The sequence below is a fragment of the Candidatus Nealsonbacteria bacterium genome (assembly GCA_026396195.1).
In the GTDB taxonomy this organism is placed as follows: domain Bacteria; phylum Patescibacteriota; class Minisyncoccia; order Minisyncoccales; family JAGGXC01; genus JAPLXH01.
The window spans coordinates 33,094-54,827 of sequence record JAPLXH010000001.1; the positions used below are offsets into that span (position 1 = coordinate 33,094).

22 protein-coding genes are annotated in these 21,734 nt (G+C 33.5%); all 22 read right to left on the bottom strand.

Annotated features, from left to right (window positions below; all coding sequences use genetic code 11):
- Window positions 1-2: 2 nt before the first annotated feature.
- Window positions 3-827 (bottom strand): transketolase, encoded by an 825-nt coding sequence (locus NTU58_00190; protein ID MCX6764119.1) that lies wholly within the window; start codon window positions 825-827, stop codon window positions 3-5.
- Window positions 828-920: 93 nt separating this feature from the next.
- A complete protein-coding gene (locus NTU58_00195; protein MCX6764120.1) occupies window positions 921-1,514 on the bottom strand; it encodes a sugar transferase in 594 nt (197 codons plus the stop codon).
- Window positions 1,507-2,298 carry a class I SAM-dependent methyltransferase gene (locus NTU58_00200; protein ID MCX6764121.1) on the bottom strand — a complete coding sequence of 264 codons (792 nt, stop codon included), beginning with the start codon at window positions 2,296-2,298 and terminating at the stop codon, window positions 1,507-1,509. Before NTU58_00200 ends, NTU58_00195 begins: the two co-directional genes overlap by 8 nt.
- 10 nt (window positions 2,299-2,308) lie before the next feature.
- Window positions 2,309-3,307 (bottom strand): glycosyltransferase family 2 protein, encoded by a 999-nt coding sequence (locus NTU58_00205; protein ID MCX6764122.1) that lies wholly within the window; start codon window positions 3,305-3,307, stop codon window positions 2,309-2,311.
- A gap of 4 nt (window positions 3,308-3,311) precedes the next feature.
- Window positions 3,312-4,187 carry a glycosyltransferase family 2 protein gene (locus NTU58_00210; protein MCX6764123.1) on the bottom strand — a complete coding sequence of 292 codons (876 nt, stop codon included), beginning with the start codon at window positions 4,185-4,187 and terminating at the stop codon, window positions 3,312-3,314.
- A gap of 29 nt (window positions 4,188-4,216) precedes the next feature.
- Window positions 4,217-4,723 carry a transketolase gene (locus NTU58_00215; GenBank protein MCX6764124.1) on the bottom strand — a complete coding sequence of 169 codons (507 nt, stop codon included), beginning with the start codon at window positions 4,721-4,723 and terminating at the stop codon, window positions 4,217-4,219.
- The gene (locus NTU58_00220) at window positions 4,707-5,537 is read right to left on the bottom strand and encodes a transketolase (GenBank protein ID MCX6764125.1); all 831 of its coding nucleotides are present in this window, start codon (window positions 5,535-5,537) and stop codon (window positions 4,707-4,709) included. Before NTU58_00220 ends, NTU58_00215 begins: the two co-directional genes overlap by 17 nt.
- On the bottom strand, window positions 5,534-7,006 hold the full coding sequence (locus tag NTU58_00225; protein MCX6764126.1) for a radical SAM protein: 1,473 nt from the start codon (window positions 7,004-7,006) through the stop codon (window positions 5,534-5,536). Before NTU58_00225 ends, NTU58_00220 begins: the two co-directional genes overlap by 4 nt.
- A gap of 114 nt (window positions 7,007-7,120) precedes the next feature.
- Entirely contained in the window at window positions 7,121-8,212 is a 1,092-nt protein-coding gene (locus NTU58_00230) for a radical SAM protein (GenBank protein MCX6764127.1), read from the bottom strand.
- 4 nt (window positions 8,213-8,216) lie between these two features.
- Window positions 8,217-9,542, bottom strand: coding sequence for an HAD-IIIA family hydrolase (locus tag NTU58_00235; protein MCX6764128.1), 1,326 nt, complete (start codon window positions 9,540-9,542; stop codon window positions 8,217-8,219).
- Window positions 9,543-9,572: 30 nt separating this feature from the next.
- Window positions 9,573-11,105, bottom strand: coding sequence for a PfkB family carbohydrate kinase (locus NTU58_00240; GenBank protein ID MCX6764129.1), 1,533 nt, complete (start codon window positions 11,103-11,105; stop codon window positions 9,573-9,575).
- 18 nt (window positions 11,106-11,123) lie between these two features.
- Window positions 11,124-12,113, bottom strand: a complete 990-nt coding sequence (locus NTU58_00245) for an SDR family oxidoreductase (GenBank protein ID MCX6764130.1) — start codon at window positions 12,111-12,113, stop codon at window positions 11,124-11,126.
- A 127-nt stretch (window positions 12,114-12,240) separates the two neighbouring features.
- On the bottom strand, window positions 12,241-13,665 hold the full coding sequence (locus NTU58_00250) for a hypothetical protein (GenBank protein ID MCX6764131.1): 1,425 nt from the start codon (window positions 13,663-13,665) through the stop codon (window positions 12,241-12,243).
- A gap of 10 nt (window positions 13,666-13,675) precedes the next feature.
- Window positions 13,676-14,227 (bottom strand): hypothetical protein, encoded by a 552-nt coding sequence (locus tag NTU58_00255; protein ID MCX6764132.1) that lies wholly within the window; start codon window positions 14,225-14,227, stop codon window positions 13,676-13,678.
- A gap of 26 nt (window positions 14,228-14,253) precedes the next feature.
- The gene (locus NTU58_00260) at window positions 14,254-14,706 is read right to left on the bottom strand and encodes a DUF4430 domain-containing protein (GenBank protein ID MCX6764133.1); all 453 of its coding nucleotides are present in this window, start codon (window positions 14,704-14,706) and stop codon (window positions 14,254-14,256) included.
- 20 nt (window positions 14,707-14,726) lie between these two features.
- Entirely contained in the window at window positions 14,727-15,956 is a 1,230-nt protein-coding gene (locus NTU58_00265) for a radical SAM protein (GenBank protein ID MCX6764134.1), read from the bottom strand.
- A gap of 1 nt (window position 15,957) precedes the next feature.
- Window positions 15,958-16,812, bottom strand: a complete 855-nt coding sequence (locus NTU58_00270) for a hypothetical protein (GenBank protein ID MCX6764135.1) — start codon at window positions 16,810-16,812, stop codon at window positions 15,958-15,960.
- Window positions 16,787-18,148, bottom strand: coding sequence for a hypothetical protein (locus NTU58_00275; GenBank protein MCX6764136.1), 1,362 nt, complete (start codon window positions 18,146-18,148; stop codon window positions 16,787-16,789). The genes NTU58_00270 and NTU58_00275 overlap by 26 nt, the downstream gene beginning before the upstream one ends.
- Window positions 18,149-18,150: 2 nt before the next feature.
- The gene (locus tag NTU58_00280) at window positions 18,151-19,062 is read right to left on the bottom strand and encodes an NAD-dependent epimerase/dehydratase family protein (GenBank protein ID MCX6764137.1); all 912 of its coding nucleotides are present in this window, start codon (window positions 19,060-19,062) and stop codon (window positions 18,151-18,153) included.
- A 5-nt stretch (window positions 19,063-19,067) separates the two neighbouring features.
- A complete protein-coding gene (neuC, locus tag NTU58_00285) occupies window positions 19,068-20,234 on the bottom strand; it encodes a UDP-N-acetylglucosamine 2-epimerase (GenBank protein MCX6764138.1) in 1,167 nt (388 codons plus the stop codon).
- On the bottom strand, window positions 20,213-21,301 hold the full coding sequence (locus tag NTU58_00290; protein MCX6764139.1) for an N-acetylneuraminate synthase family protein: 1,089 nt from the start codon (window positions 21,299-21,301) through the stop codon (window positions 20,213-20,215). The genes neuC and NTU58_00290 overlap by 22 nt, the downstream gene beginning before the upstream one ends.
- 14 nt (window positions 21,302-21,315) lie before the next feature.
- The gene (locus tag NTU58_00295; protein MCX6764140.1) at window positions 21,316-21,669 is read right to left on the bottom strand and encodes a cupin domain-containing protein; all 354 of its coding nucleotides are present in this window, start codon (window positions 21,667-21,669) and stop codon (window positions 21,316-21,318) included.
- Between the last annotated feature and the right edge of the window lie 65 nt (window positions 21,670-21,734).

The window sequence follows — 21,734 nt, forward strand, 5'->3', positions numbered from 1 at the left end:
TTTTAATCTAATTCTTTTAAAGCTTTTTTGTAATCTTCTTTGTTTAAATTTTTATAATGCCATTCTAGTTTATCTTCCATGAAAGAAATTCCTTTGCCTTTTACGGTGTTGGCAATCAATAAACTGGGCTTATTCTTTTCGAACGGAATTTTAGAAAAAGCATTTTGAATCTCAGAAAAATTATGCCCATTTATTTCTTTTACTTGCCAACCAAAAGCCAGCCATTTGTCTCGAAGCGGCTCCAGGGCCGTTATTTCGTTCGTTCTGCCGAAGGCTTGAAGTTTATTATAGTCAACAATTCCAATCAAATTATCTAATTTGTGATGGCTTGCAAACATCGCCGCCTCCCAAACTGAACCTTCTTCGCATTCGCCGTCTGACATTAAAACAAAAACCCTGTAATTTCTCAAATCTTTTTTCGCAGCAATGGCTATCCCAGCTCCCATGGAAAGACCGTGACCCAAAGAACCGGTTGATGCTTCTATACCCGGAACAGAATATTTGGTGGAATGGCCGGGCAATTTACTTCCGTCTTTACAGTAAGTATCTAAAATTTCTATCGGAAAAAAACCTCTTTGGCTAAGAACGGCGTAAAGGGCGGCTACCGCATGCCCCTTGCTTAAAATAAACCTGTCCCTATTTTCATCTAAAGGCTTTTTAACGTCTATAGAAAGCGTTTTAAAATAAAGAACAGATAAAATATCGACAACAGAAAGACAGGAACCGAGATGGGCGGTCTGAGACTCGAAAAACATTTTTAAAATATTTCTACGGACATTTTTGGAAATTTGATTATAATCCATTTTTTCCAATTTAAAAAAATTCAAGAAGTATTTAAATCTATCTATTTTAAATTAATTTTTAAAAAAAATCAAAAAGAAATAAATTACAGCCGAATATTTTTTTACCTATGAACCGACTTAAAACAAGGCTGATTTTAAAGTTTTAAGTATTATTTTAATATCAAGCCAAAAATTTCTTCTTCGGATATATTCTTTCGCTAATTTTAATTTATTTGGTTGAATAAACAATCTGTAAGTCTCGTGGGGATCTTTTGCCCCTCTTAAGATTTCTCCTTCGTGAACATTTTCTAGGGTTGCCAAATCTGTTATTCCCGGCTTTACACTCAAAATTATCTTTTTTGTTTCTTCGTCATACAAAGAAACTTCGGAAGGCACTTCCGGCCTAGGACCGACAAAACTCATTTCTCCCTTTAATACATTTATCAATTGAGGCAATTCGTCTAAATTATGTCTTTTTAAAAATTTCCCGATTTTTAAAAGCCTTGCGTCGTCGGCCGAAGTTGAAGGTCCCCCAATTTTATCGGCATTCATTACCATTGAACGGAACTTGAATATCTTAAAAATCTTTCCGTCCTTTCCCATTCTTTGGCCGAGATAAAAAGCAGATCCAGGAGATTCTCTCTTTATCAAAATGGCAATAATTAAAATAAACGGAGAGACAAAAATTAATCCCAATAAGGAAAATATAATATCAAATAATCTTTTAAACATATTTTATTGTTTTTTTCATAATAAATACCGCCTTGAACCCGTATTTTCTTAAAAAAGGAATCGAAAGTAATGCCCTGTCAATTACTTCTAAAATTTTTAAAATTATTTTACCACCGGGAATCTCGAGAAAAGGAATGGCTAAAAAAGAAACGATGTGGAAATGCCAAGCCTTAATTTCTCCAAAATATTTTTTCGCAAGTTTTAAACTGTTTAAGTTAAAAATGTGCCCCTCAGCCCACTCCGTTCTTTTACCAGTCGCCTTATTAAGCTTCCTTTTTAGGTTGGCCACGGGATTATGGCCGAATGTTTCAATGCCGATCAAAATTCCGCCCGACTTTAAGACTCTGGCAATTTCAGTATAAACCTTTTCTATATCCAAAGAAGAAAAACTTCCTCCGTCAAAAACAACGTCAAAACTATTTCCCGCAAATTCCAATTTTTCGCAATCCATTGCCAAAAATTCAATTTTTCCTTCCATCCCCTCTCTTTTTGCCTTTTCTCTGGCAATTTTCAAGGATTTCTCAGATAAATCAATAGCAATAACTTTTTCGGCTCCCGTTCTCGCCAAAAAAACTGTATGGACGCCATTTCCGCAACCGTAATCTAAAACTTTTTTTCCTTTGCAATTTTCTTCCAATAATTTATAGCAAAAAGAAAAACTGCTTAAATCATTGGGTTTAAACCCTTCGAAATCTCCTTCGGTTCCGACTAAATAACCTTTTTTCATTAGCTCTTCCGCCTTTTCGTCGTAATGTTCAATTTCTTTCTGTTTTCTGTATTCCATACGTTTTATCTTATAATATTTTTAATAACCCCAAAATAGATCCTGCGCCGTAGCCGAAGTGGCGACAAAAAAAGGCGGCCGGCAAAAAAAACAAAAACCTGATATCTTTTCTAACGAACTTTAAGGAAAATAAAATTATAGAAAAAAAATAAAATAAAAAAGAAAACAAAAATATATAAAAAAATATCCTGGAAAATAAAGAAAGAACCAGCAAAAAAAACAGCCCGGAAATAAAAACCAAGGGAATTAAATGCCTAAAAGAAAATATATTTATTCCGAATTTCAAAGGATAAGTAGTCCAAATTCCATCATTAAAATTATGCTTCAAAAAATTTTTAAGAATCGACTGGGGATAATAATCGGCGATGATTTCAGGAACCAGCATTATTTTCCCGCCATATTTCTTTAGCCTTCTATTAAACTCAATGTCCTGACTTCTAACTAATCTCTCGTCGAACAGCCCAATCTTATCGAAAATTTCTTTTTTAAAACATCCTCCGAATACCGTATCTACTTCTCTCGGCTTTTTTGATCCCAGTCTGAAATAAGAACCTCCCGCTCCGAAAAAAGAAGACAAAGAAATGGCGATTGACTTTGCGGCCACGGTATCGTCCTCGGGAATAGTGTTTATTATTCCGCCGACATTATCAGCATTGTATTCTTTCAAATATTTTACGCACTTCGAAATATAGTCTTTTCTGTATCTAGCGTGAGCATCAACCCTCAAAATAATTTCCCCTTTTGCCGCTTTAATCCCCATGTTCAATCCAAAAGGAGTAAATTTTTTGGGATTTTCTAATAATTTAATAAACGAATATTTTTTTGAATAATCCAAAATAATATTCTTTGTTTCATCTTCAGACGATCCATCTATAACCAAAATTTCAATTTTATCTTTGGGATAGTCATTGTTAATTATGGAATCCAAGCATCTGCCAATAAATTTCTCTTCATTCCGACAGGGTATTATTATTGAAATACAAAACAAATCCTCTATTTTTTTTATCATTAGATTATTTATTAATAAAAGAAATCAAAAATTCAAAAAATTTTAAAAACGGCGAGATTACGACATACCCTATCCACCCACTAAATTTTAAAGAAGGATTAAAAAATACTGAAAGCCCAAATAATATAACTATAGAAAATAAAACAGTAAAAGGGACGAACCGTTTCTTGTTTTCAAAAATTCTAAATCCCTCCCATAAATAAATTTCTTCGAACAGCATGATTATTGTTTTGAAAACCCCCAATATATTAGTTAAACGTAAAGCTTTTGATTTACCATATTTTCTATTTTTGATATACATGCCCATTTCAATAAAACTGCGGTTTTTCTTAATTAATTTAACAAGAATTTCTGCTTGAAAGGCAAAACTTTTTGATTTTATTAAAACGGACTTAATAATTTCCCTTTTATGAACTACCGGCCCGTTGTAGTATTTCAGTTTTAATCCGAACAAAAAATTCATTACCGCAGTAAAAGAAAAAGAAATTACTCTTCTTGACAAAGACCTGACCCGATAATTTACTGTATAAGGAATGATAATTTCCGCTTTGCCAACCAAGCTGAATATTTCAGATATTGATTCCGGTAAAATTTCGTCGTCCCCCGGAATAATGGCTATGTAGTCGTTGTTAGCCAGCTCTACGCCTTTTTTATAATTATAAGCGAACCCCTCATTTTTTTTGTTATGAATAACTTTAATTCGACCATTCAACCGCGCTAATTTTTCAACGATATTGCCCGTATTGTCTTGGCTACAGTCATTAAATATTAATATTTCGTAGTCGGTAAACTTGCCTTTTATCGCTTTTATCACGTTCTCAACGGTCGATTCAATATTTTTTTCCTCATTATAAGCCGGAATGATAACGGATATGGTCATAATATTTTATAAAATCGAAATTAATAAAATTAAACTCTTATATATGCCGCTTTTTCATCAAGTATCCATTTCTGGACTAACTCAAGAAAGGATTCCTCGGCGGAATAAGGGTCATAAACTTTCAAATTAATAAATTTCATTAAAGCAATATCATCTTGACCGCAACAATGTGATTTCCCAAGGAATTTAAAATAATCATTAGCCCCCGTTCCGATAAATTTCACGTTAAGGTCATGAAGAACAATATCATTTCTAATCTGTTCAATTGACCTAAAAACCAAAAAATTTACTATTGTATATACAATGGGCTTTAAACCGCTCATAGCCATACCGGCTGCAATACCGACCATACCCTGTTCCATCATGCCACAATTAATAACGCGACCGGGAAATTCATTTCTTAATTTATCGATAGCGCCAAAACCCATGTCACCGACCAACAAATAATATCTTTGGTCTTTACGAAAATTCGGCAAAATATAGTTAATAATTTCTTTTCTGAAAATATCATTGTCCATATTAAAATTCTGAGTCATAGGTTTTACCTTTTTTTAAATCTTCTTCATTGGGAATACGAAAATGAAATTTCGGCACATTTTCCATGCATTTCAAACCGAAGCCCTTTATTGTTTTTACTAAAATTACCCTAGGTACGTCCCCCGAAGAAACTTTAGCCGTTTTAATGCAATCAGCCAATTTAACAACATCATGGCCGGGACAGATAACCGGAGATAAACCAAAACCCGAAAGCTTTTTGGCTAAATCTTCCTCATCTCTATCCATAATATTTGTTAAAAAATCCATAGCCCCTAATCGGTTTTTATCAATAATCACGATAAGATTTTTTACATCATGCTTGACTCCGAACTGTAATGCCTCCCAGTTTGTTCCTTCTTCTAATTCTCCGTCTCCGACAATGCAAAACGTATAATAGGACTTTTTTTGCAACTGGGCACCAAAAGCAATGCCTACGGCAAGGGGCAACCCATGTCCTAAAGAACCGCATCCCGACTCAAGGCCGTATTCTAATCTTCTTTCCGCGCACCCGCATAATTTACTCTTTCCTTCTATATAAAAATTATCCCATTCTTCTTTCGGTATAATGCCCAAATCAACCAAAATTGCATAAAGAGCATAAGCGCCATGCGCTTTGGAAAAAATTAACCTGTCTCTTTCTTCCCAAAGAGTATTTTTGGGATTATAAGAAAGGCATTGATAATATAAGGCAACAAGAATATCAACGCATGATAAAGAAGGCGCAATATGACCAGCGCCATTGGGAATGGCAACCCTCAAAATCTCATCCCTGATATAATTCGCTTTTTTTCTTAAGAATGTTTTTTTTTCTATTTCTTTTGTTTGTTTAATGAATTAACTTTTTCTTTTTCATATTTATTGATGTCAATCTTATTCTTCATATATTCCACCCAAGTTTCCCTCCGCCTTTTTGAAAGATATCCTCTTGGAACGCTCAATTTAATATTTTCCGCAGACCATCTAATATTTTTTGGATCATAGTCGGGGTATAGCAAATTTTCTTTTTTACATTGTCCGTAAAGAGGGGTGCCTGGTAAAGGATTTACAATAGATATTGAAATTCTATCAAAACCCATTTTTTTTGCGAGCTCAAATGTATTATCCATTTGCTCTTTAGTTTCTCCGGGAAATCCAACCATAAAAGAACCTTCGACTATCAAACCTTTGTTTTGTGCATCTTTGACTACATCGGGAACTCTATAAAGCTTCACTCTTTTATCAATCAACTTCTCTTGGATAGTTTCGTTTGGACTTTCAACTGCCAGAAAAAGTTTTTTAAATCCTGCTTTGGCCATTAAGTCTATCATTTCACCATCAATGGCATTTACTTCTGAACCGCTCGGTATTTCAAACTCTATGTCTTTAAAGTTCTCTATTAAAAATTTTAGAAGTGTTTTGGCTCTGTCCTTATTAACAAAGAAATTATCATCCCAAAAATGAATTTTTTCGATATTATACTTTTCTTTGTATAATTTTATTTCTTTTATAACATCGTCTGAATCTCTTTGCCTATATCTTCTTCCTCCCATCAGCTCAGAAGTGCAAAAATAACAATGGTGAGGACAACCTCTTGAAGTCATCATTATCAAAAATCTTTTCTGTTCTTCTGGGTTTATCTCATAATCGCAGACACCGGCATTCCAATATTTTTCTAATTTGAAAATATCCCAGGCAGGATAAGGAAGTGTTTTGACATCCGGATAATCCTGTATTTTATTAATATATATTTCTTCTTTATCCTTTAAAACTATACCAGCCACGCTTATTAGGTCTTTGTTTCCGTTGATTCTTTTTATCAAATCAATCAACGAATTATCGCTTTCGCCTCTAAGGATAAAATCAACGTTCTTGTCTAAAATCATTTCAGGCATTCCTGAAGGGTGCTGCCCGCCTATTAACACATGCACATCAGGAATTATTTCTTTCGCAAGCTTACAAACATTAACTACTTCTTTACTGCGATTCGAAATAATACAACTGACGCCAATAAGGTCTGGATTACTTTCTAATATTCTTTCTTTTATTTCTTTATCATTCAATCCATAAATTATTGCATCTTCTACAACGCTTTCGTTGTAAAAACCTTCAATTAAAATATCCAAAATCTCTACCTCAAATCCATGCTTCAGAAGTCCTGCTGCTAAATAGGCTAATCCAAGAGGAGGCACTGCCAACTTTCTTTCTCTTGATCCTTCCTTGGTAACTGTAATTTTTCCGGGAGGATTTACAAGCAATATTTTTTGTATTTTTTTCTTTAAATTTTTATTAGGGTATATGGGCATGTGTTAATTCGCATAATATGAGCGCCATTAGGAATAGCAACTCTCAAAATTTCATCCCCAATATAATTAGCTTTTTTTCTTAAAAATATTTCTTTTTCTTTATCAATTGGATATTTAAATGAAATTTACATGTTCCGGTGGACTATTCAGTCTTTCCAGGTATCGATTGACTTCATCCATTCGGCAATTTTCTCTGCATTGACTAATATCAAGTTTATTCCGAATAAATTTCCAGTGTTTTCTTCTCTTCTCGCTCTCCCAAATTTCTTTAAATGATTTTTTATTATAATTACCCAACCTAAACTCGCCATCTCCTAAAAAACTGCTACAACTGTAAACATCGCCGCTAGCCATAACATAGGCCCAAAAAAAAGGAACGGCATGACAAACTTTATAACCTCGACCTTCCTCCAATTTTTTCATTGTTTTTTCTCTGAAGATTACTTCAAATTTATCACTGTTTAATTTTTTTAATTCATCTTTTAAATAAAAATACTTTTTATAAGAAATATTTTCATATTCCCTGGTAATGCTTTTTTTATGCTGAGAATAGGGTTTTATAATCAAGTAATCCAAACCGATTTCTTTCAGTTTTTTAGCCAAAATTACGGCTTCCCTATAATTGTCGGGCAATAGAAGCATCTGACCGCCCAAAGTACATTTGGATTTTTGTTTCTTTTTAATTCCAACCGCTTTTTTAAGATTATTTATGATAATATTAAAATCCTGGATTTTCGGTCTGTGAATTCTCATGTGAGTTTCCGGTTTACCGGCATCAATACTTACTTTTACCCAAGTCAATAAAGGTAAAATATCTTTTAATAGGCTTTCTTTTAAAAAAGTTCCGTTAGTAGTAAAAGAAATATCAATTCCTAAAGATTTGGTATATTTAACTATTTCTTTTATTTTAGGATGAAGCAACGGTTCTCCTTCGCCGCCAAATTGAATGCTTTTTACGCCACCCCGAGCCATATCTCTGATTGCTTTTTTTAAATTATAGAAACTCGCAAATTGACTCTTGTTTCTTAAATAATCCACAGCACAAAATTTGCAACGGTGGTTGCAAAGTCCGGAAGTCGAAATTTCAACATAAATAGGATATATTCTCTTAGCTCTTTCCCAATTATCTCGAATTTTTAACCAAGCTGCCAATCTTTCGGGATGAAATATGATTTTATGATAATCAATAGCATATTTGTCCTCCATATTTTTAAATACTTAAACTTTTTATTATTTCAGCCGCAGATACTAAATTGTCTACGTAAAAAATTCTCCCCGGATTAGACAGCTCTAGGGGTTTTATTTGATCCAGTAAGTGATTGTTCTTCCCGTTTTTAAAAAAAATACCGATCCCGCCGGCATTTAAAGCCATTTTTAAATCATCGATTGAATCACCTATGGCAAAAATTTTTTTATAAGAGAAAAGGTCTTTTTTAGAATCAATGGCGGCTAATTTCAACATACCAATCTGTGGCTTTCTGGTTTCTGGAAAACTCTCTAAAACCCAGGAGCTATTTAAATCCAAGCCATTTTTTTCAGCCCAACTTTTTTCAACATAAGGAGAAAAATACCAACCGTCTACCATCGCCCCCTGATTTTTTAAAATAACATTAAGGGTATGATTAATTTCTTTCACTCTTTCTGGCCCATAAAAGCCGCGGGCAACGCCAATTTGATTGGTGTTCACGATAACATTGGCGAAACTGTTTAAAATCGTGATCGCTTCAACAACGCCATTATAAAATTTTATCTTATTTCTCCAGTTATCTTCCTTGCCAAAATAACCATCATCGTCATAAATAATCGTGCCGTCTCTGTCTAGAGCCACTAAAATATTCTTCGCTGATTGCGGTTGATTATTATTTAAAAAATAACTATTCAAGCTTAAATTTTTTGAGGGTTCCTTATCCATATAATGATTAATTTTATTTTCTTTATTATGCTCATTATTAATCAAAAAATTATTTCTATGTTCTACGATAATTTCTAAAATGCAATCGCAAAGCAAAAGATGAAGCGACTCTACTTTATTAAAATGTTGGACTGGAGTATAAAAATTAAGATCGCCCAAATTACGCAAGCGATTTATTTCTTTAAAACCGGAAAAAGTAAAAACCAGACAGCCACGCCGACGCGCTGCTTCAACGGCTAAAATAATATTTTCTGAATTACCGGAACTGGAGATCGCAAATAAAATATCGCCTTTATCGGCGAACATCTCAATCTGTTTAACGAAAACATTTTGGTATCCAAAATCATTAGTAACGCAAGTTAAATTTACGTGATCAGAAAAAGAAATACCCCTTATTTTTCCTGTAAACCAGTAATCAAGCGCTTTATGGCTTGACACAGCTGCCGATCCGCCATTGCCAATAAATATCATTTTATTCCCAAGCGAGTTTGCTTTCATTACCATTTCAGCGGATTTTATCAAAGCGTCGGATAAATTCAATTCTTTCCCGTCAATATCGGTTACTTTGGTCTGATTAAAAATCCTATGCAAATCATCTATATAATTAGAGACAATTTCACTCATGATAAAATTTATTAAGCTTTAAATTCTTAATTATTTAAATAAAGTTTGAATAAACCTATAAACTTGATCGGGCATAACCGATGATTTATTTCCTACTACGGTTACCTTAATCGCACCTATTACATTACCGATAAAACTAACTATTTCCATCGGCGCACCTTTTGCTGCACAAGGCGAGCTTATTGCCAAAAAAGCATCCCCTGCTCCAACGCGGTCAACAACTCTTGTAGACAGAACAGGTACATTATAAGTCTTATTTGCTCCCTCAGAAGCAATTGATCCAAGATGACCGCGAGTAACTACCATTTTTTTTACATTAATCATTTTAAAAATTTGAGCGATCACCTCGGAAATATCACCGTCCTTTTGATGGGTAGCCAAACGAGCTTCAGGTTCATCGATGCAAACATAATCTGATCGCGAATATTTCGTTATTAAATTAAAACCCGTATTAGCACTGTTGGTCTGCGTATTGACAGCTAAAAATTTAGCTTTTTCGGTTAATGTTGCAATAATATTTTTATCAAAAAAACCATGACCGTAATCATTTACTATAACTAAATCGTACCGAGGCAAAATATTTATTAAATAATCAATAATTTGTTCAGAAATATTTACAGACAATTGCCTGTCGTCAAAATAATAAATTTCAAACATTTTATTAAAAAAAATCGGGTCTATAAATCTTTTCTTTACGATTGTTTGTCCCTCATCGTCATAAAAAAATTTAAAGGTAATATTTGGTTTTAATTTTAATTTAATAAAATCTTCGTAGCTATTTTTTTTACCTAAAGTCGTTACTAAGTGAACATTGTCGCAAAATCCGGCGAGATGATTAGCGCAAGCCAAAACACCGCCGGCAAAAATTTCATTATTTAAATATTTAGTGGCTATTAAATTATCTTTAGGAATTTTACCCATGCCTCTGCAGTAATGATATTCATCAATAATCGTTTCCCCGATGAGTAAAATTTTCATCTCGCGTAAACTTTTTAAAATATCAATTATTTCTTTGGCGCTGTATCTAGCGTTAAAATCTTTTAAAAAATTTTTAACTTCTTGCGGATAAATATCGAAATAATTTTTTAAAAAATTGGAAGAGCTAAAAGTTGGCTCATAACTAAACTTAATTTCACCGCCAACCGACCTTACGGCCTGGGCTTCTTTATAAAGATTTCTATTCGGATCCTGCAGGGCAGATTTATATTCTTGATCTTTAAAATAAATATTGGGTTTTATTTTTTTTAACAATTCAATTGCCGAAAAATCATGATTAATTATTACGTAGTCAACGATTTGAATGTTTGCCAAAGACTTAGCCCGAACAGCGGCTGAAAAAATAGGACGGCCGGGTCCCTTATTGACAAATTCATCCGCTGTTATGCTTATAATTAAAACATCTCCTTCTTTTTTAGCCGATTCAAAATGATAAAGATGGCCGGGATGGACTAATTCAAAAACACCGTGACATTGAACCACTTTTTTGCCTTCATTTTTTAGTTTAGCAACTATTTCAGCTAATTCGTCAATGTTTTTTATTTTTTGATTAATTAAATCGGACATAAAAAAAATATTAAATTTTTATTTAACGCCTAAATTTTTGAACCATTCTTTGGTAGCTTCCGCAATAGATTTCGGCGTCCAAACCGGAGCATTTCTCCAATAATCAATATTATCTAATAAGATTTTAATGCCTTCTTCCAACGAAGTTTCCGATTGCCAATGAAGTATTTTTTTTATTTTAGAAATATCGGCAAAAGTACAATCCGGTTCGCCGGGACGCTTGGGAATATAAGTAACCGATCCCTCTAAAAGTTCAATGACGCGATTAATACTGTAAGTACCGCCGGAACCTACATTAAAAATTTCACCGGTAACGCCGGATTCAGCTGCTGCCAAAAAAGCCCTGACTACATCTTTTACAAAAGTAAAATCACGGGTTTGGGTGCCGTCGCCAACAACGGTGAAGGGTTTTTTGGCTAATTTCTGAGCTAAAAATACTCCAAACACCGCACCATAAGTTCCGGAAGTACGCGACCTAGGACCATACACATTAAATGATCTCAGGGAAATAACTGGTAATTTATAAACCTTACACCAATGTAAAGCAATTTGTTCGCCCAGATATTTTGTCAAAGCATATGGATATTCCGGCTTAATTGGAGCGGATTCAGGCGTAGGAAATATTTCAGCCAAACCATAACAAGTAGACGAGGCCGCGTAAATAAACCTTTTAACTTTTGCCCGCCTGGACGCTTCTAAAACAGAAACTGTACCGTTTATATTACTATTGTGGTATTTTAATGGTTCTACTATCGACGGCACAATATCTGCCAAGGCAGCCAAATGAAAAACCCAGTCAACGCCTTTGAAATAATCCTTTATTTTATCAAAATCCGAAATATCAACCTGAATTAATTCTAAATTCTTATTGTTTTTCAAATGAGCAAGATTTTCTTGACGGCCGGTAACAAAATTATCCAAAACTAAAACCGAATGTTTCCTTTCTAAAAGAAGTTCGACTAAATGACTGCCTATGAAGCCGGCTCCGCCGGTAACTATCGTTTTCATATTCTAGAAAATTATTTTCTAATAAATTTGCTTAAAAGTCAAGTTGCTATTTTTTAATTTTTAATTATATTCTCAAAAATCAAACAACATTGATAAGCTCTAAAATAACTCTAATAAAAAACGTCTGTCATTGTCTTTTATATAGTAACTTAATTTTTCCAAAAAATATCATATTGAAAAAAGTTAAGATAAGATAAAACTGCAAGAAATATATAAAAGGATCTATAGGATATCTAAAACGATGGGCAGGGTTTGTCAAAAAAGACAGAACAAGTATATGAATAACTGTTATAAAAAACGATATTATTACTTCAGAAGGTAAGGACTTCCATTTAATAAATAAGAATGCTGTCGACGGTAAAAATAGCCAGAACAGAACCGTGCTAAACCATTTCATGCCAATATTGTGAAAATGGAATATTTTGTCAATAACTGGAGAATCTATCTTTGTTTCTACTCCGGAATCTGTTATTTTATCTTTAAATATTAAAGTATCCAACTCGGCTGTCCCGAGAAGATGATTTTTCAAATTTACACCAAATGATTCCAAATAAACTAGAGTGTTTTTTATCATAATCTCAATGTAAATTTTATCCATGATTTCAAGTTTAGAAAGTTTTATTTCAGGGTGGCGAGAAAGATATTCTGAGGTTACCTCATCAAATTTTGCCATTCTTTCTCTTTTTGCTAAACTGGTCTCTTCTCTCTTTGTTCCGGCGGTTTCCAGAATTTCCTGATATTCATTCAAAAGTCCGGCGTAACGCGAATTATTATAATAAAATGTTTCGGGTATTAAACTATAATAAGATACGATAAAAAAGGAACCGTAATCAGTAGTCTTTATTTGAACTGGTCGAAATAACATAAAATATACAATAAAGACAATAAAGAAAGGACAAAAATATCCAAAATTCCATTTTAAAAAATTTCTGTCTTTAAATTTAAAATTAGGAAGCTCTTTTTTCTTTACAATAAATAAAATCAAGGGCATAAAAATTAAAAGGACCACAAATTCTATCCTAATAAAGACAAGTGCAAGACCAATTAATCCGGTCAAAAAAGCAAAAATAAATTTAAAATATTTTAATTCTTTGGCGGCTAAAGAAACAAGGATAACTAAAATAACCATCAAAAAAGAGGCTAAAGATTCCCGTAAAATAGTGTGCTCTATCCATAAAGCTGTCCAGGCAGAATAAGTAAAAATAGTAACGAAAAAAGCTAAGGGTAAATTTATTTTTTTGAAATAGCAAAATACCAATAGAGCAGTAATTATGCCAATAATGTGCTGAATTAATACGGGACCTGCCACCATGTCGTTATTTATTTTTTCAAAAAACAATAAAAATAAAGAATAAGCAGGGCCTGTCTGGTTAAAAAAATTACCAAATGACTCAGAAAGTTCTTTTGCCTGCGGGAAATATCTAAACTGAGCATCGGTGCCTACAATGCCAACTCCAAAAATAGGATAAATTGCAATCCTTGGTAAAATCAATAGAACCAATAAAAAGCCTAGAATGAAAATATTTTTTTTATTTTTTAATACGGTAAGCATTTTAAAAATTTTAATAATGTACTACATCAATAATTTTCGTTACTTTAAATTTTATTCTAATCCAAGCCTCGACTATCTCATAAGCCCCGAAAAAGGTTATTACATAAAATAAATCTCCCAATAAGGCGTTTCTAAAAAAGGGCAAAGCCATTAAATAACACTGAATTAATCCAAAAACAGTTTTCGCATACCAGGGAGTAAAAATCCAAACGGCGAAATTTGTAATAGTAAAAAACAAAACCGAACCCAAGAGCGTACATCCTAAGATTGTGTACCATTTTTTATTATTTTTTAACCAAAAACCCAATAAAACACAAATAAAAAAAGTGCCGTAAACGGAAATCATCAGGCTCAGTTCATAACGACCGATAAACATATCTGAAACTGCCATTGTCAATAACGGAATTACAACGGCCGCTTTTCTCTTCAAATAAACGCCACCGAATAAAGCTATGGCAATGATTGGAGTAAAATTAGGCAAATGAGGAAGCAATCTTAAGGTAATGCCAATTGCAATTAAAATAACGACGAAAATGATTTCTAAAATGTTTATTTTTTTCATATTTTTAATATTTTTATTTTTTATTTTTAAAATTTTGATTTTTCAAATTTAAATTCGACTTTATCTGCGGGCTTTAATTGATATTTATCGGCTGAAACCATAGGCATTTCTCCATTGACATAATACATCCAATATCTCCCGTCTTCTCCGTTTTCTTTTCCCCCGATGGCTTCAATAAAAATTCCCATATCGTAATTTTTTATTTTCAGCGCTAAGTTTAATTTTTCCGATCCATTTTTCAATAAATCAAAAACGGTCATCCCCTCTTTAAAATCAGCTTCGGTGTTTTCTCCGCCATAGTTAATGGCAAGTAGCAATTTTTCTTCAATAATTTCCTGGTTTTGTTCCGGCAATTTTTTTTCTTGTTCTTGAAAAAAAGGAACTTTTAAATAAAAAATAAAAGCAACACTTATTATTAATAAAATTCCGATTAAAACTGTCGTAAAAATGATTATTTTTTTAAAATTTATTGTTGCCATGTTGTTAATAATTTTTATTTTTAATTTTTATTTCTCCATTCATTGGAGTTTATATAATCTCTCAGGTGATTAAAATGTTCGGTCAGTTCTTTTGCCGAACATTCCTTGGTTTCTATAACGGATTCTGTCGGATATCTAAAGAAATATTTAGAGTATTCTCTTGTCAATATCTTCACCCCGTATTTGTCCGGGTTTTTCCAAACATCGCATACCGGAAATGGCATAAAAAGAGTTGCCGGGCATTTATCCGGTTGAGTTTCTCTTATAAATTGTTTGGTTTTTTCTATGCTTTCCCATGTTTCACCCGGAAGACCGGCTATTAAGAATGTTTTTGCTATGATTCCATGCGATTTAATTCTTTTAATCGCTTCTTTCGCCTTTTCCAAATCCAAGGGTTTATTCATTAACTTTAATACATTCTCGTCGGCAGACTCAAGTCCCATTTGAATTTCCACACAACCCATTTTTTTAAGTAATACGCATATTTCTTCGTCTAGCGCATCTATTCTTGCCATGCATTTAAATCTTATATTTAACGGCTCTAATAATTCAGCAAGTTTTTTTAATCTGGACCTGTTCAATGTAAAATGATCGTCCATAATATTAAAATTATTTACTGAATAATTTTTAATTAAATATTTAATTTCTGATAAAACATATTCCGGACTATGAAACCTTATTGGTTGTGGGATATTAGAACAAAATGCACATTTAAAGGGACACCCTCTTGATGTATATAAAACCATCGCTTCGGGAGACTCTTTGTTATATCCATATCCCCCTAAAACATCTTTTGATACAACTCTATCTCTTGGCAATAGGTGTCTTGCGGGGAAAGGTACCGTATCTATGTTTTCTACTGTTTTTCCCTGAATAATACCGGTCAATCCGTTCTTTATAATATCCAATATAGTTATTTCCCCGTCGCCCCTTAAAATAGTGTCGTAGTATCCGATAAAATCTCCGGGCATATGAGTCGCATGCACTCCGCCTATTATCCTAAGTCCCTTGCCTTCCAAGTATTTCCCTATTTGTCTAAGCTCATTTACTTCTGTTACGTGCCCTGTGGTGCCATAGATATCCGCTTCCGGAATTTTAGTTAAATCGAATTTCTCTCGTAAGTCGCACATTTTAACGTCGAAATTATTTTTTTCTAAAATTGCGGCTACATATAGTAGTCCTAAGGGTGGAAATATGGTGGAATCGAATAATCTGGGAAATGGAGGAATTATTAATGTTATTTTTTTCATTTTAGTAATAACTCGTTTTAAAATACTTTTGAATTTTTCTTTTCAGAGTGACTAAATACCGCCAAGGCTTAAAAAGAGTCAATTCGGAAATAATTCTTCTCGGAAAAGGAGGTTTTTCAAGACCCTTGGAAGTTAAAATCCAATCGGCGTCTTGCAAAGAACACATCGAATTAAATCCGCCGGCCAATTCAAAAGTTCTTTGTCTTTCAATTTTATAAAATTTTGTTTCTTTTCTTGGACGATCGTGGTCCTGGTGAATAACAGTAACCTCGTGGGTTACATCTATAACCGGTATTCTTACAGATCTTGCGTGATAAATCATCCAATTGTCAGGTCCTGGAGATCCGATGATAAATGGCGGAATTTCTCCGAAAAAATCTTTTGAAAAAACAAAATAGTCAATTGCCGAAGGGCCATGCAATTTTCCTTCTTTTCTAAGTTTCTCTTGAAGTTTTTCTTCCCAATTATCATCATTAAAATCAATTTCTTCCTCAACGTTTAAATCCCAACGCCTACCAACCATTAAAAAATTTTCTGCGTTTATTTTTGAAACAGCTTTTGTAAAGTTACTAAATAAAATAATATCGCTTGTAAGCTGTCCAATAATAGGATTACTTGCTAATTTTCTTGCCATATTGACCGTAACGCCAATAACGGGAGTTCCAAATTCGTTCAATTCAATTTCTGGAACGTGCCTAACGCAAAACTCAGCTGCCACCTCAGCTACGCCTTCCTCGTTACCGAATAAAATAATTTCGCATTTCGGTCTGAGCAACGTCCAACTTTTAAGGGAATTTCTTTGCGGAATATTAAACGGATCTCGAAAAGCTCTAGGTACCGTAAAAAGCGTTATCATGTTTTATTTTGTATAAATAATTTAATAATTCAACCGTGTCTTTAAATTTTTTTGCTTTATTTTTTTTTATTAACTTTTTTTGATATTTATTCTTTTTTATCAGTTCTAAAATATTACTTAACCTTAACTCACTATCAATGTGCTCAATTCCTTCAAAATTTTTATAATAATCCCCTAGAATCTCTCGATGAAAATCTAAGGATAATATCGGTTTTCTCGGACATTTCAAAGATGCGATATACAAGCTTGTGCTTGCCGACAAAGGAAGACCGATAATAATCTTTGCACCATCTATATACTCATCTAACTGTTCTTTCGGATTTATAATTTTAATATTTTTTGAAATCGGTTCAAATTCCAACCTAGACCTTTCTATATCTTTATCTTTCGGGTGATGCTTGATAATTATTTCCCAATCTGGAAAAAATCCGGTTATCAAACCAATTGTTTCTTTCCATTTTTTGTATCTTTCCTCTCTTGAAATTAAATGACAATTATCTCGCCTGAATCCGATTTCTACCCAGCTTGATAATAAAACTAAAATAAAATTTTTTGCTTTTTTTCCCCCTGATATGTTTATAAAAAAATTTTTAAACACCTTTCTGCTTTCCCTCGCCAACGGATGGGCTAAAATATAAATTTTCTCAGGCCGAACACCTTCCTTAAGAAACAACTGCCGATCTTTTTCCGAAAAAACAATCAAATAATCGCTGTCCCCCATTCCTATATTCCCTTTTCTTAAAATATAACTTGCTTTTCCCGAAAAAGGTCTTTCCAAAACCAGCAAAGGTAAAATCCAATAATAAAGAAAGTGGCCTAAATATTTTCTACATCTTGTTAAAAAAAGTCTTAATTTAAGAGGCAAAAAAGAAGGAAATCTCAAATAAGCATTGGTAAGGTCCACGAATTTCTCGCCGTTTTTACTGTCTCCGATGTTTGATGGCTGAATAATAATTCTTAGGGCGCCTATTTTCTTGGCAAATCTTAATAAATACATTTCAAAAAGAGAATGTATGTCGCTTGGCGATATAACAATATCCGGATTACATTTTAAAATAGCGTCTTTGGCTAAATTATAAAGATATCTGTTTTTAGCAAATAAGCCTTTTTTTTCGCCTGTAAATTGATGAACCGGTATGATTTTCTCTAATCTCGGGAATAATTTTTTATCAGCAATAATATTTTCCGTTTCAGAATCTAACTTTTCAGATAATAAAATTGTCGGATAAGCATGCGTAATTTCATAAAAATGCCCGATTTGGGTAGTTCGAAAAACTCTTGGAATATTTGTGTAAAAAATAACTTTTTTTATTTTTGGACAAGTCTCTGATTCCATTTTTAACTTTTTATATTTTTATAATAATCAATTGTTCTGGTAATTCCCTCCCTCAGGCTTACTTTTGGTTCATAATTTAAAAGGCGCTTCGCTTTGCTGTAATTTGAATACATGCGCTTAATATCTTGCTTTCTGGGTTCCAAAAATTTTATCTCTATTTTGTTTCCAATCTTCTTCTTAATTAAAGAGGTAAGCTCTAATAAAGAATACGATTTTTTTCCCGGAATATTAAAAATTTCCAATCCTTTTGTTTCATAATAAATGCTTTTTATAATTCCCTTTACTGCGTCATCAATATATAAAAAATCTCTGTGTTGTTCTCCATCTCCATGAATTTTTAACGGCCTTTTTTTAAGCGCTGAATTAAGAGAATCAGATAACACCCCTATTCCTATTTTCTGCCCAGGTCCGTAAGTGCTTGATAAACGCAAAATAATAATCGGGATTTTGTATTTATCCGAATAAAATTTATAAATCTTTTCCGCCATGTATTTTGAAAAACCATATTCGGTTATTGGTTTTGGACAATCGGATTCAATATGGGGTTTGCCCGTGTATTCTCCATAGACAGCCTCGGAGGAAATAAAAATTATTTTCTTTATATCGGACTCCTTGCAAACCTCCAAAAGATTGGAGCTGCCAAGAACATTTATCAAGTAAAAATCCTTCCTGAAAGAACCCACTAAGTTTATCACGATGTCTGACTTCTTAAGGGCTCTTTTTAAAGCTTTTTTATCTAAAATACTCCCTTTTAAAAAACTGAGGTTTTTATTCTTAAAAGGCGGAGGGGTTTTGTCGTAGATTAAAAGATTAATATTTCTTCCTTCTTTCAGAAGTTCTTTTGTTAATGTTTGCCCAATAAAACCGGCGCCCCCGCAAATAAATATTCTTTTTTTATTTTTAGAATTATGCATTTTAATTAATCTATAAATCTTTTTTGTATCGGAATGTTTTTAATGTCTATGGTTTTTAAAATTTTTATAATTCTTTCGGCGGAGTGTCCGTCTCCGTAGGGATTTTTAACATTCTGCACAATTTCCTTAAATTTTTTATCATAAAGAGCCTTTCTTATCGCGTTTTTAATTTCTTCCTTCTGATAAGAACTATCAATGACATTTTTAGGCCGCTCTCTTCCTTGTTGACGCGTTCCTATATTAACCGTTGGGACATGTAATGTTGCCGTTTCGTGAATACCCGTGGAAGAATTGCCTATTAAGGCCTCTGAATAACGCAACACATTAATAAAAATTTCCGAAGAAAGGCTTTTTATATAACTGATATGAGAGTTACGGATTCCTGAAATAATCGCGCTTGTTCCCGCATCATTATTAGGGTAAAAAATGACTCCCTGAATTCCAATTTCTTTTACGGCTTCCAAAGTTTGTGTTATTTGCCATCCAGCCTGGTCTATTTCGCTTGTTACCGAATGTTGGACAATGACAACATAGGGTTGCTCAGAATTAAGCTTAAGCATTCCCATGATATTCTTTCTGGAAATAACGGGAGATTGGACCAAAACATCTATCGAGGGACAACCAACAACGAAAATAAATCTCGGATCCTCCCCCATCCTTCTAATCCTGTTTGCCGCTTCCTTAGTCGCCGCGAAATGAATATTGGCAAATTTTGAGGTTGCGTGTCTTAACGACTCATCAATGCTTCCCGTTATTTCTCCTCCTTGAATGTGAGCAACGGGAATGTTCATGTGCGCTCCTACGACTGCGGCGGAAAAATTAGCGCCGATATCAAAACCGGTTAAAACAAGATCCGGTTTTAACGCTTCAAAAACATCTGAAAGACCACTCATAACGCGGCTGTAAGCGCGAGTCATTTCAGCGCCGCTGTCAGGCGCATTTTCTCTAAACATTGGAATAACGGATGCAATTTTGAATCCGTCGCGTTTAATAATTTTGATATCTTCTCCGTAATTTTTTAAAAGACTTATTCCGGTAACAATCAATTTATAATCAAAGAAAGGATCGTTTTCCATAAGCGATAAAATTGGTTTAAACCGAGAATAATCGGCTCTTCTTTCCGATACAATAGCAACTCGCAATTTTTGTTTTAGTCTTGAATTTGTTCCCATTTTATTAAAGTATTCTTAGGAATTAGAATTCGGGTTCTTTTACCAATAATTTGTTTATAATCTTTCGAGCGTATTCCTGTCCCGGGACGTTTTGAAGTCAATATTTCTCTTGTAATAATTGAACCTTTGGGGATATCGACCAAAGAAACAATGCTCCGCTTTGCCCATTCCGCCACCGGCTTTTCTTCGTTAAAAACTTTTCGCTCCTTACCCAATGCTTCTTCTGCTGCTTTAACGGTTTCAATAATATCTTTTAAATCCTGCGGATTTAACGAAAAACAACTGTCAGCGTCGGCTTGTTTCCTGTCAAGAGTAAAATGTTTTTCAATAAAATTTGCACCTTGATGTACGGCAGCCCATATTCTTGCTTCATGACTTACGGCAATTCCACTTATTGATTTAATAAAATCCGGCGGAGTATGGTCGGAAAGGCCCACAGGAACGCCATAACGTTTTTTAAACAGGGAAATTACTCCGTAATTCAATTGGTTTGCTTTCTGTCCTTCATATATCGATAAACAATGGGCGAAAGCATAAGGCGTACCTGAATTTTGAATAGTTTGCGCGATAAAGTCAATCTCGGAAAGGTCGCTCATGCCGGTTGAAATAATCATAGGGCGTTTCATTTTTACAATCTCTTCTATCATTAATAAATCTTCTGTTTCTCCTGAACCGATTTTAAAACCATAAACTCCCATTTGATTAAGAATTTCTGCGGCTCGCGAAGAAAAAGGCGTGCAAAAATATTGTATTCCGATTTTGTCGCAATACTGTTTTAATTGATAATGGTCATCAACCGATAATCTGAATTTATTAACAAAATCCCAAATTGACCCCCATTTGGCAAGCATTTCTTTCGAAGCCGCTATGGCCTCGTCTTTTACCATTTCTTCTTCCGGCAAATGCAACTGCCATTTAATTATTTTCGCGCCGGAAATTTTTGCTGCATAAGCCATTTCTTTAGCCCGTTCTAGCGAACCCATGTGATTGTCGCACCCGTCGGGCACGACAAGGCATGGCTGCTCGTCCCCTATTATAATATCGTTTAATATTATTTTTGAAGACATTGTTTTTTTGAATATTATTTATAATTTTTTATTTTAACAACAATATATTTGATTCCTTTTTTTTTGGTTGACAATTTATGAAACATTCTGCTCGGAATATAAACCAAATCGCCTTGCCTTATTTTTAATTTCTTTTTCCGATTAATCAATAAATTGCCCTCGCCTTCAATTACACATAAAAAATCATCTTCTTTCTCGTGGACTTCTTCTTTGCCCTCGAATCCGGGGAAAAAATCCATGAAAAAAATAATGGGAATTTTTTTAAACACCAAAGAAGACCTGTCTCCTTTATTAAGCCGATCCAACCGATTAAATGTTTCTTTTATCTTCTCGGGTTTAATGATAAATTGTAATTTTTTGCTTTTCATAATTAATTACTGAAATCATGCCCTTGTTGATTTTTTATTTTTTAATTGTTTTTGTCCAATGACCC

Excerpts from the sequence above, each read along its gene's own strand:
- NTU58_00210 (MCX6764123.1), bottom strand. The coding sequence starts at position 4,187 with ATGACCATATCCGTTATCATTCCGGCTTATAATGAGGAAAAAAATATT.
- NTU58_00245 (MCX6764130.1), bottom strand. The coding sequence starts at position 12,113 with ATGAAAACGATAGTTACCGGCGGAGCCGGCTTCATAGGCAGTCATTTA.
- NTU58_00230 (MCX6764127.1), bottom strand. The coding sequence starts at position 8,212 with ATGGAGGACAAATATGCTATTGATTATCATAAAATCATATTTCATCCC.
- neuC (MCX6764138.1), bottom strand. The coding sequence starts at position 20,234 with ATGGGAACAAATTCAAGACTAAAACAAAAATTGCGAGTTGCTATTGTA.
- NTU58_00290 (MCX6764139.1), bottom strand. The coding sequence starts at position 21,301 with ATGTCTTCAAAAATAATATTAAACGATATTATAATAGGGGACGAGCAG.
- NTU58_00225 (MCX6764126.1), bottom strand. The coding sequence starts at position 7,006 with ATGCCCATATACCCTAATAAAAATTTAAAGAAAAAAATACAAAAAATA.
- NTU58_00255 (MCX6764132.1), bottom strand. The coding sequence starts at position 14,227 with ATGAAAAAAATAAACATTTTAGAAATCATTTTCGTCGTTATTTTAATT.
- NTU58_00295 (MCX6764140.1), bottom strand. The coding sequence starts at position 21,669 with ATGAAAAGCAAAAAATTACAATTTATCATTAAACCCGAGAAGATAAAA.
- NTU58_00275 (MCX6764136.1), bottom strand. The coding sequence starts at position 18,148 with ATGGAATCAGAGACTTGTCCAAAAATAAAAAAAGTTATTTTTTACACA.
- NTU58_00195 (MCX6764120.1), bottom strand. The coding sequence starts at position 1,514 with ATGTTTAAAAGATTATTTGATATTATATTTTCCTTATTGGGATTAATT.
- NTU58_00235 (MCX6764128.1), bottom strand. The coding sequence starts at position 9,542 with ATGAGTGAAATTGTCTCTAATTATATAGATGATTTGCATAGGATTTTT.
- NTU58_00205 (MCX6764122.1), bottom strand. The coding sequence starts at position 3,307 with ATGATAAAAAAAATAGAGGATTTGTTTTGTATTTCAATAATAATACCC.
- NTU58_00260 (MCX6764133.1), bottom strand. The coding sequence starts at position 14,706 with ATGGCAACAATAAATTTTAAAAAAATAATCATTTTTACGACAGTTTTA.
- NTU58_00265 (MCX6764134.1), bottom strand. The coding sequence starts at position 15,956 with ATGAAAAAAATAACATTAATAATTCCTCCATTTCCCAGATTATTCGAT.
- NTU58_00200 (MCX6764121.1), bottom strand. The coding sequence starts at position 2,298 with ATGGAATACAGAAAACAGAAAGAAATTGAACATTACGACGAAAAGGCG.
- NTU58_00250 (MCX6764131.1), bottom strand. The coding sequence starts at position 13,665 with ATGCTTACCGTATTAAAAAATAAAAAAAATATTTTCATTCTAGGCTTT.
- NTU58_00270 (MCX6764135.1), bottom strand. The coding sequence starts at position 16,812 with ATGATAACGCTTTTTACGGTACCTAGAGCTTTTCGAGATCCGTTTAAT.
- NTU58_00280 (MCX6764137.1), bottom strand. The coding sequence starts at position 19,062 with ATGCATAATTCTAAAAATAAAAAAAGAATATTTATTTGCGGGGGCGCC.
- NTU58_00240 (MCX6764129.1), bottom strand. The coding sequence starts at position 11,105 with ATGTCCGATTTAATTAATCAAAAAATAAAAAACATTGACGAATTAGCT.
- NTU58_00215 (MCX6764124.1), bottom strand. The coding sequence starts at position 4,723 with ATGACTCAGAATTTTAATATGGACAATGATATTTTCAGAAAAGAAATT.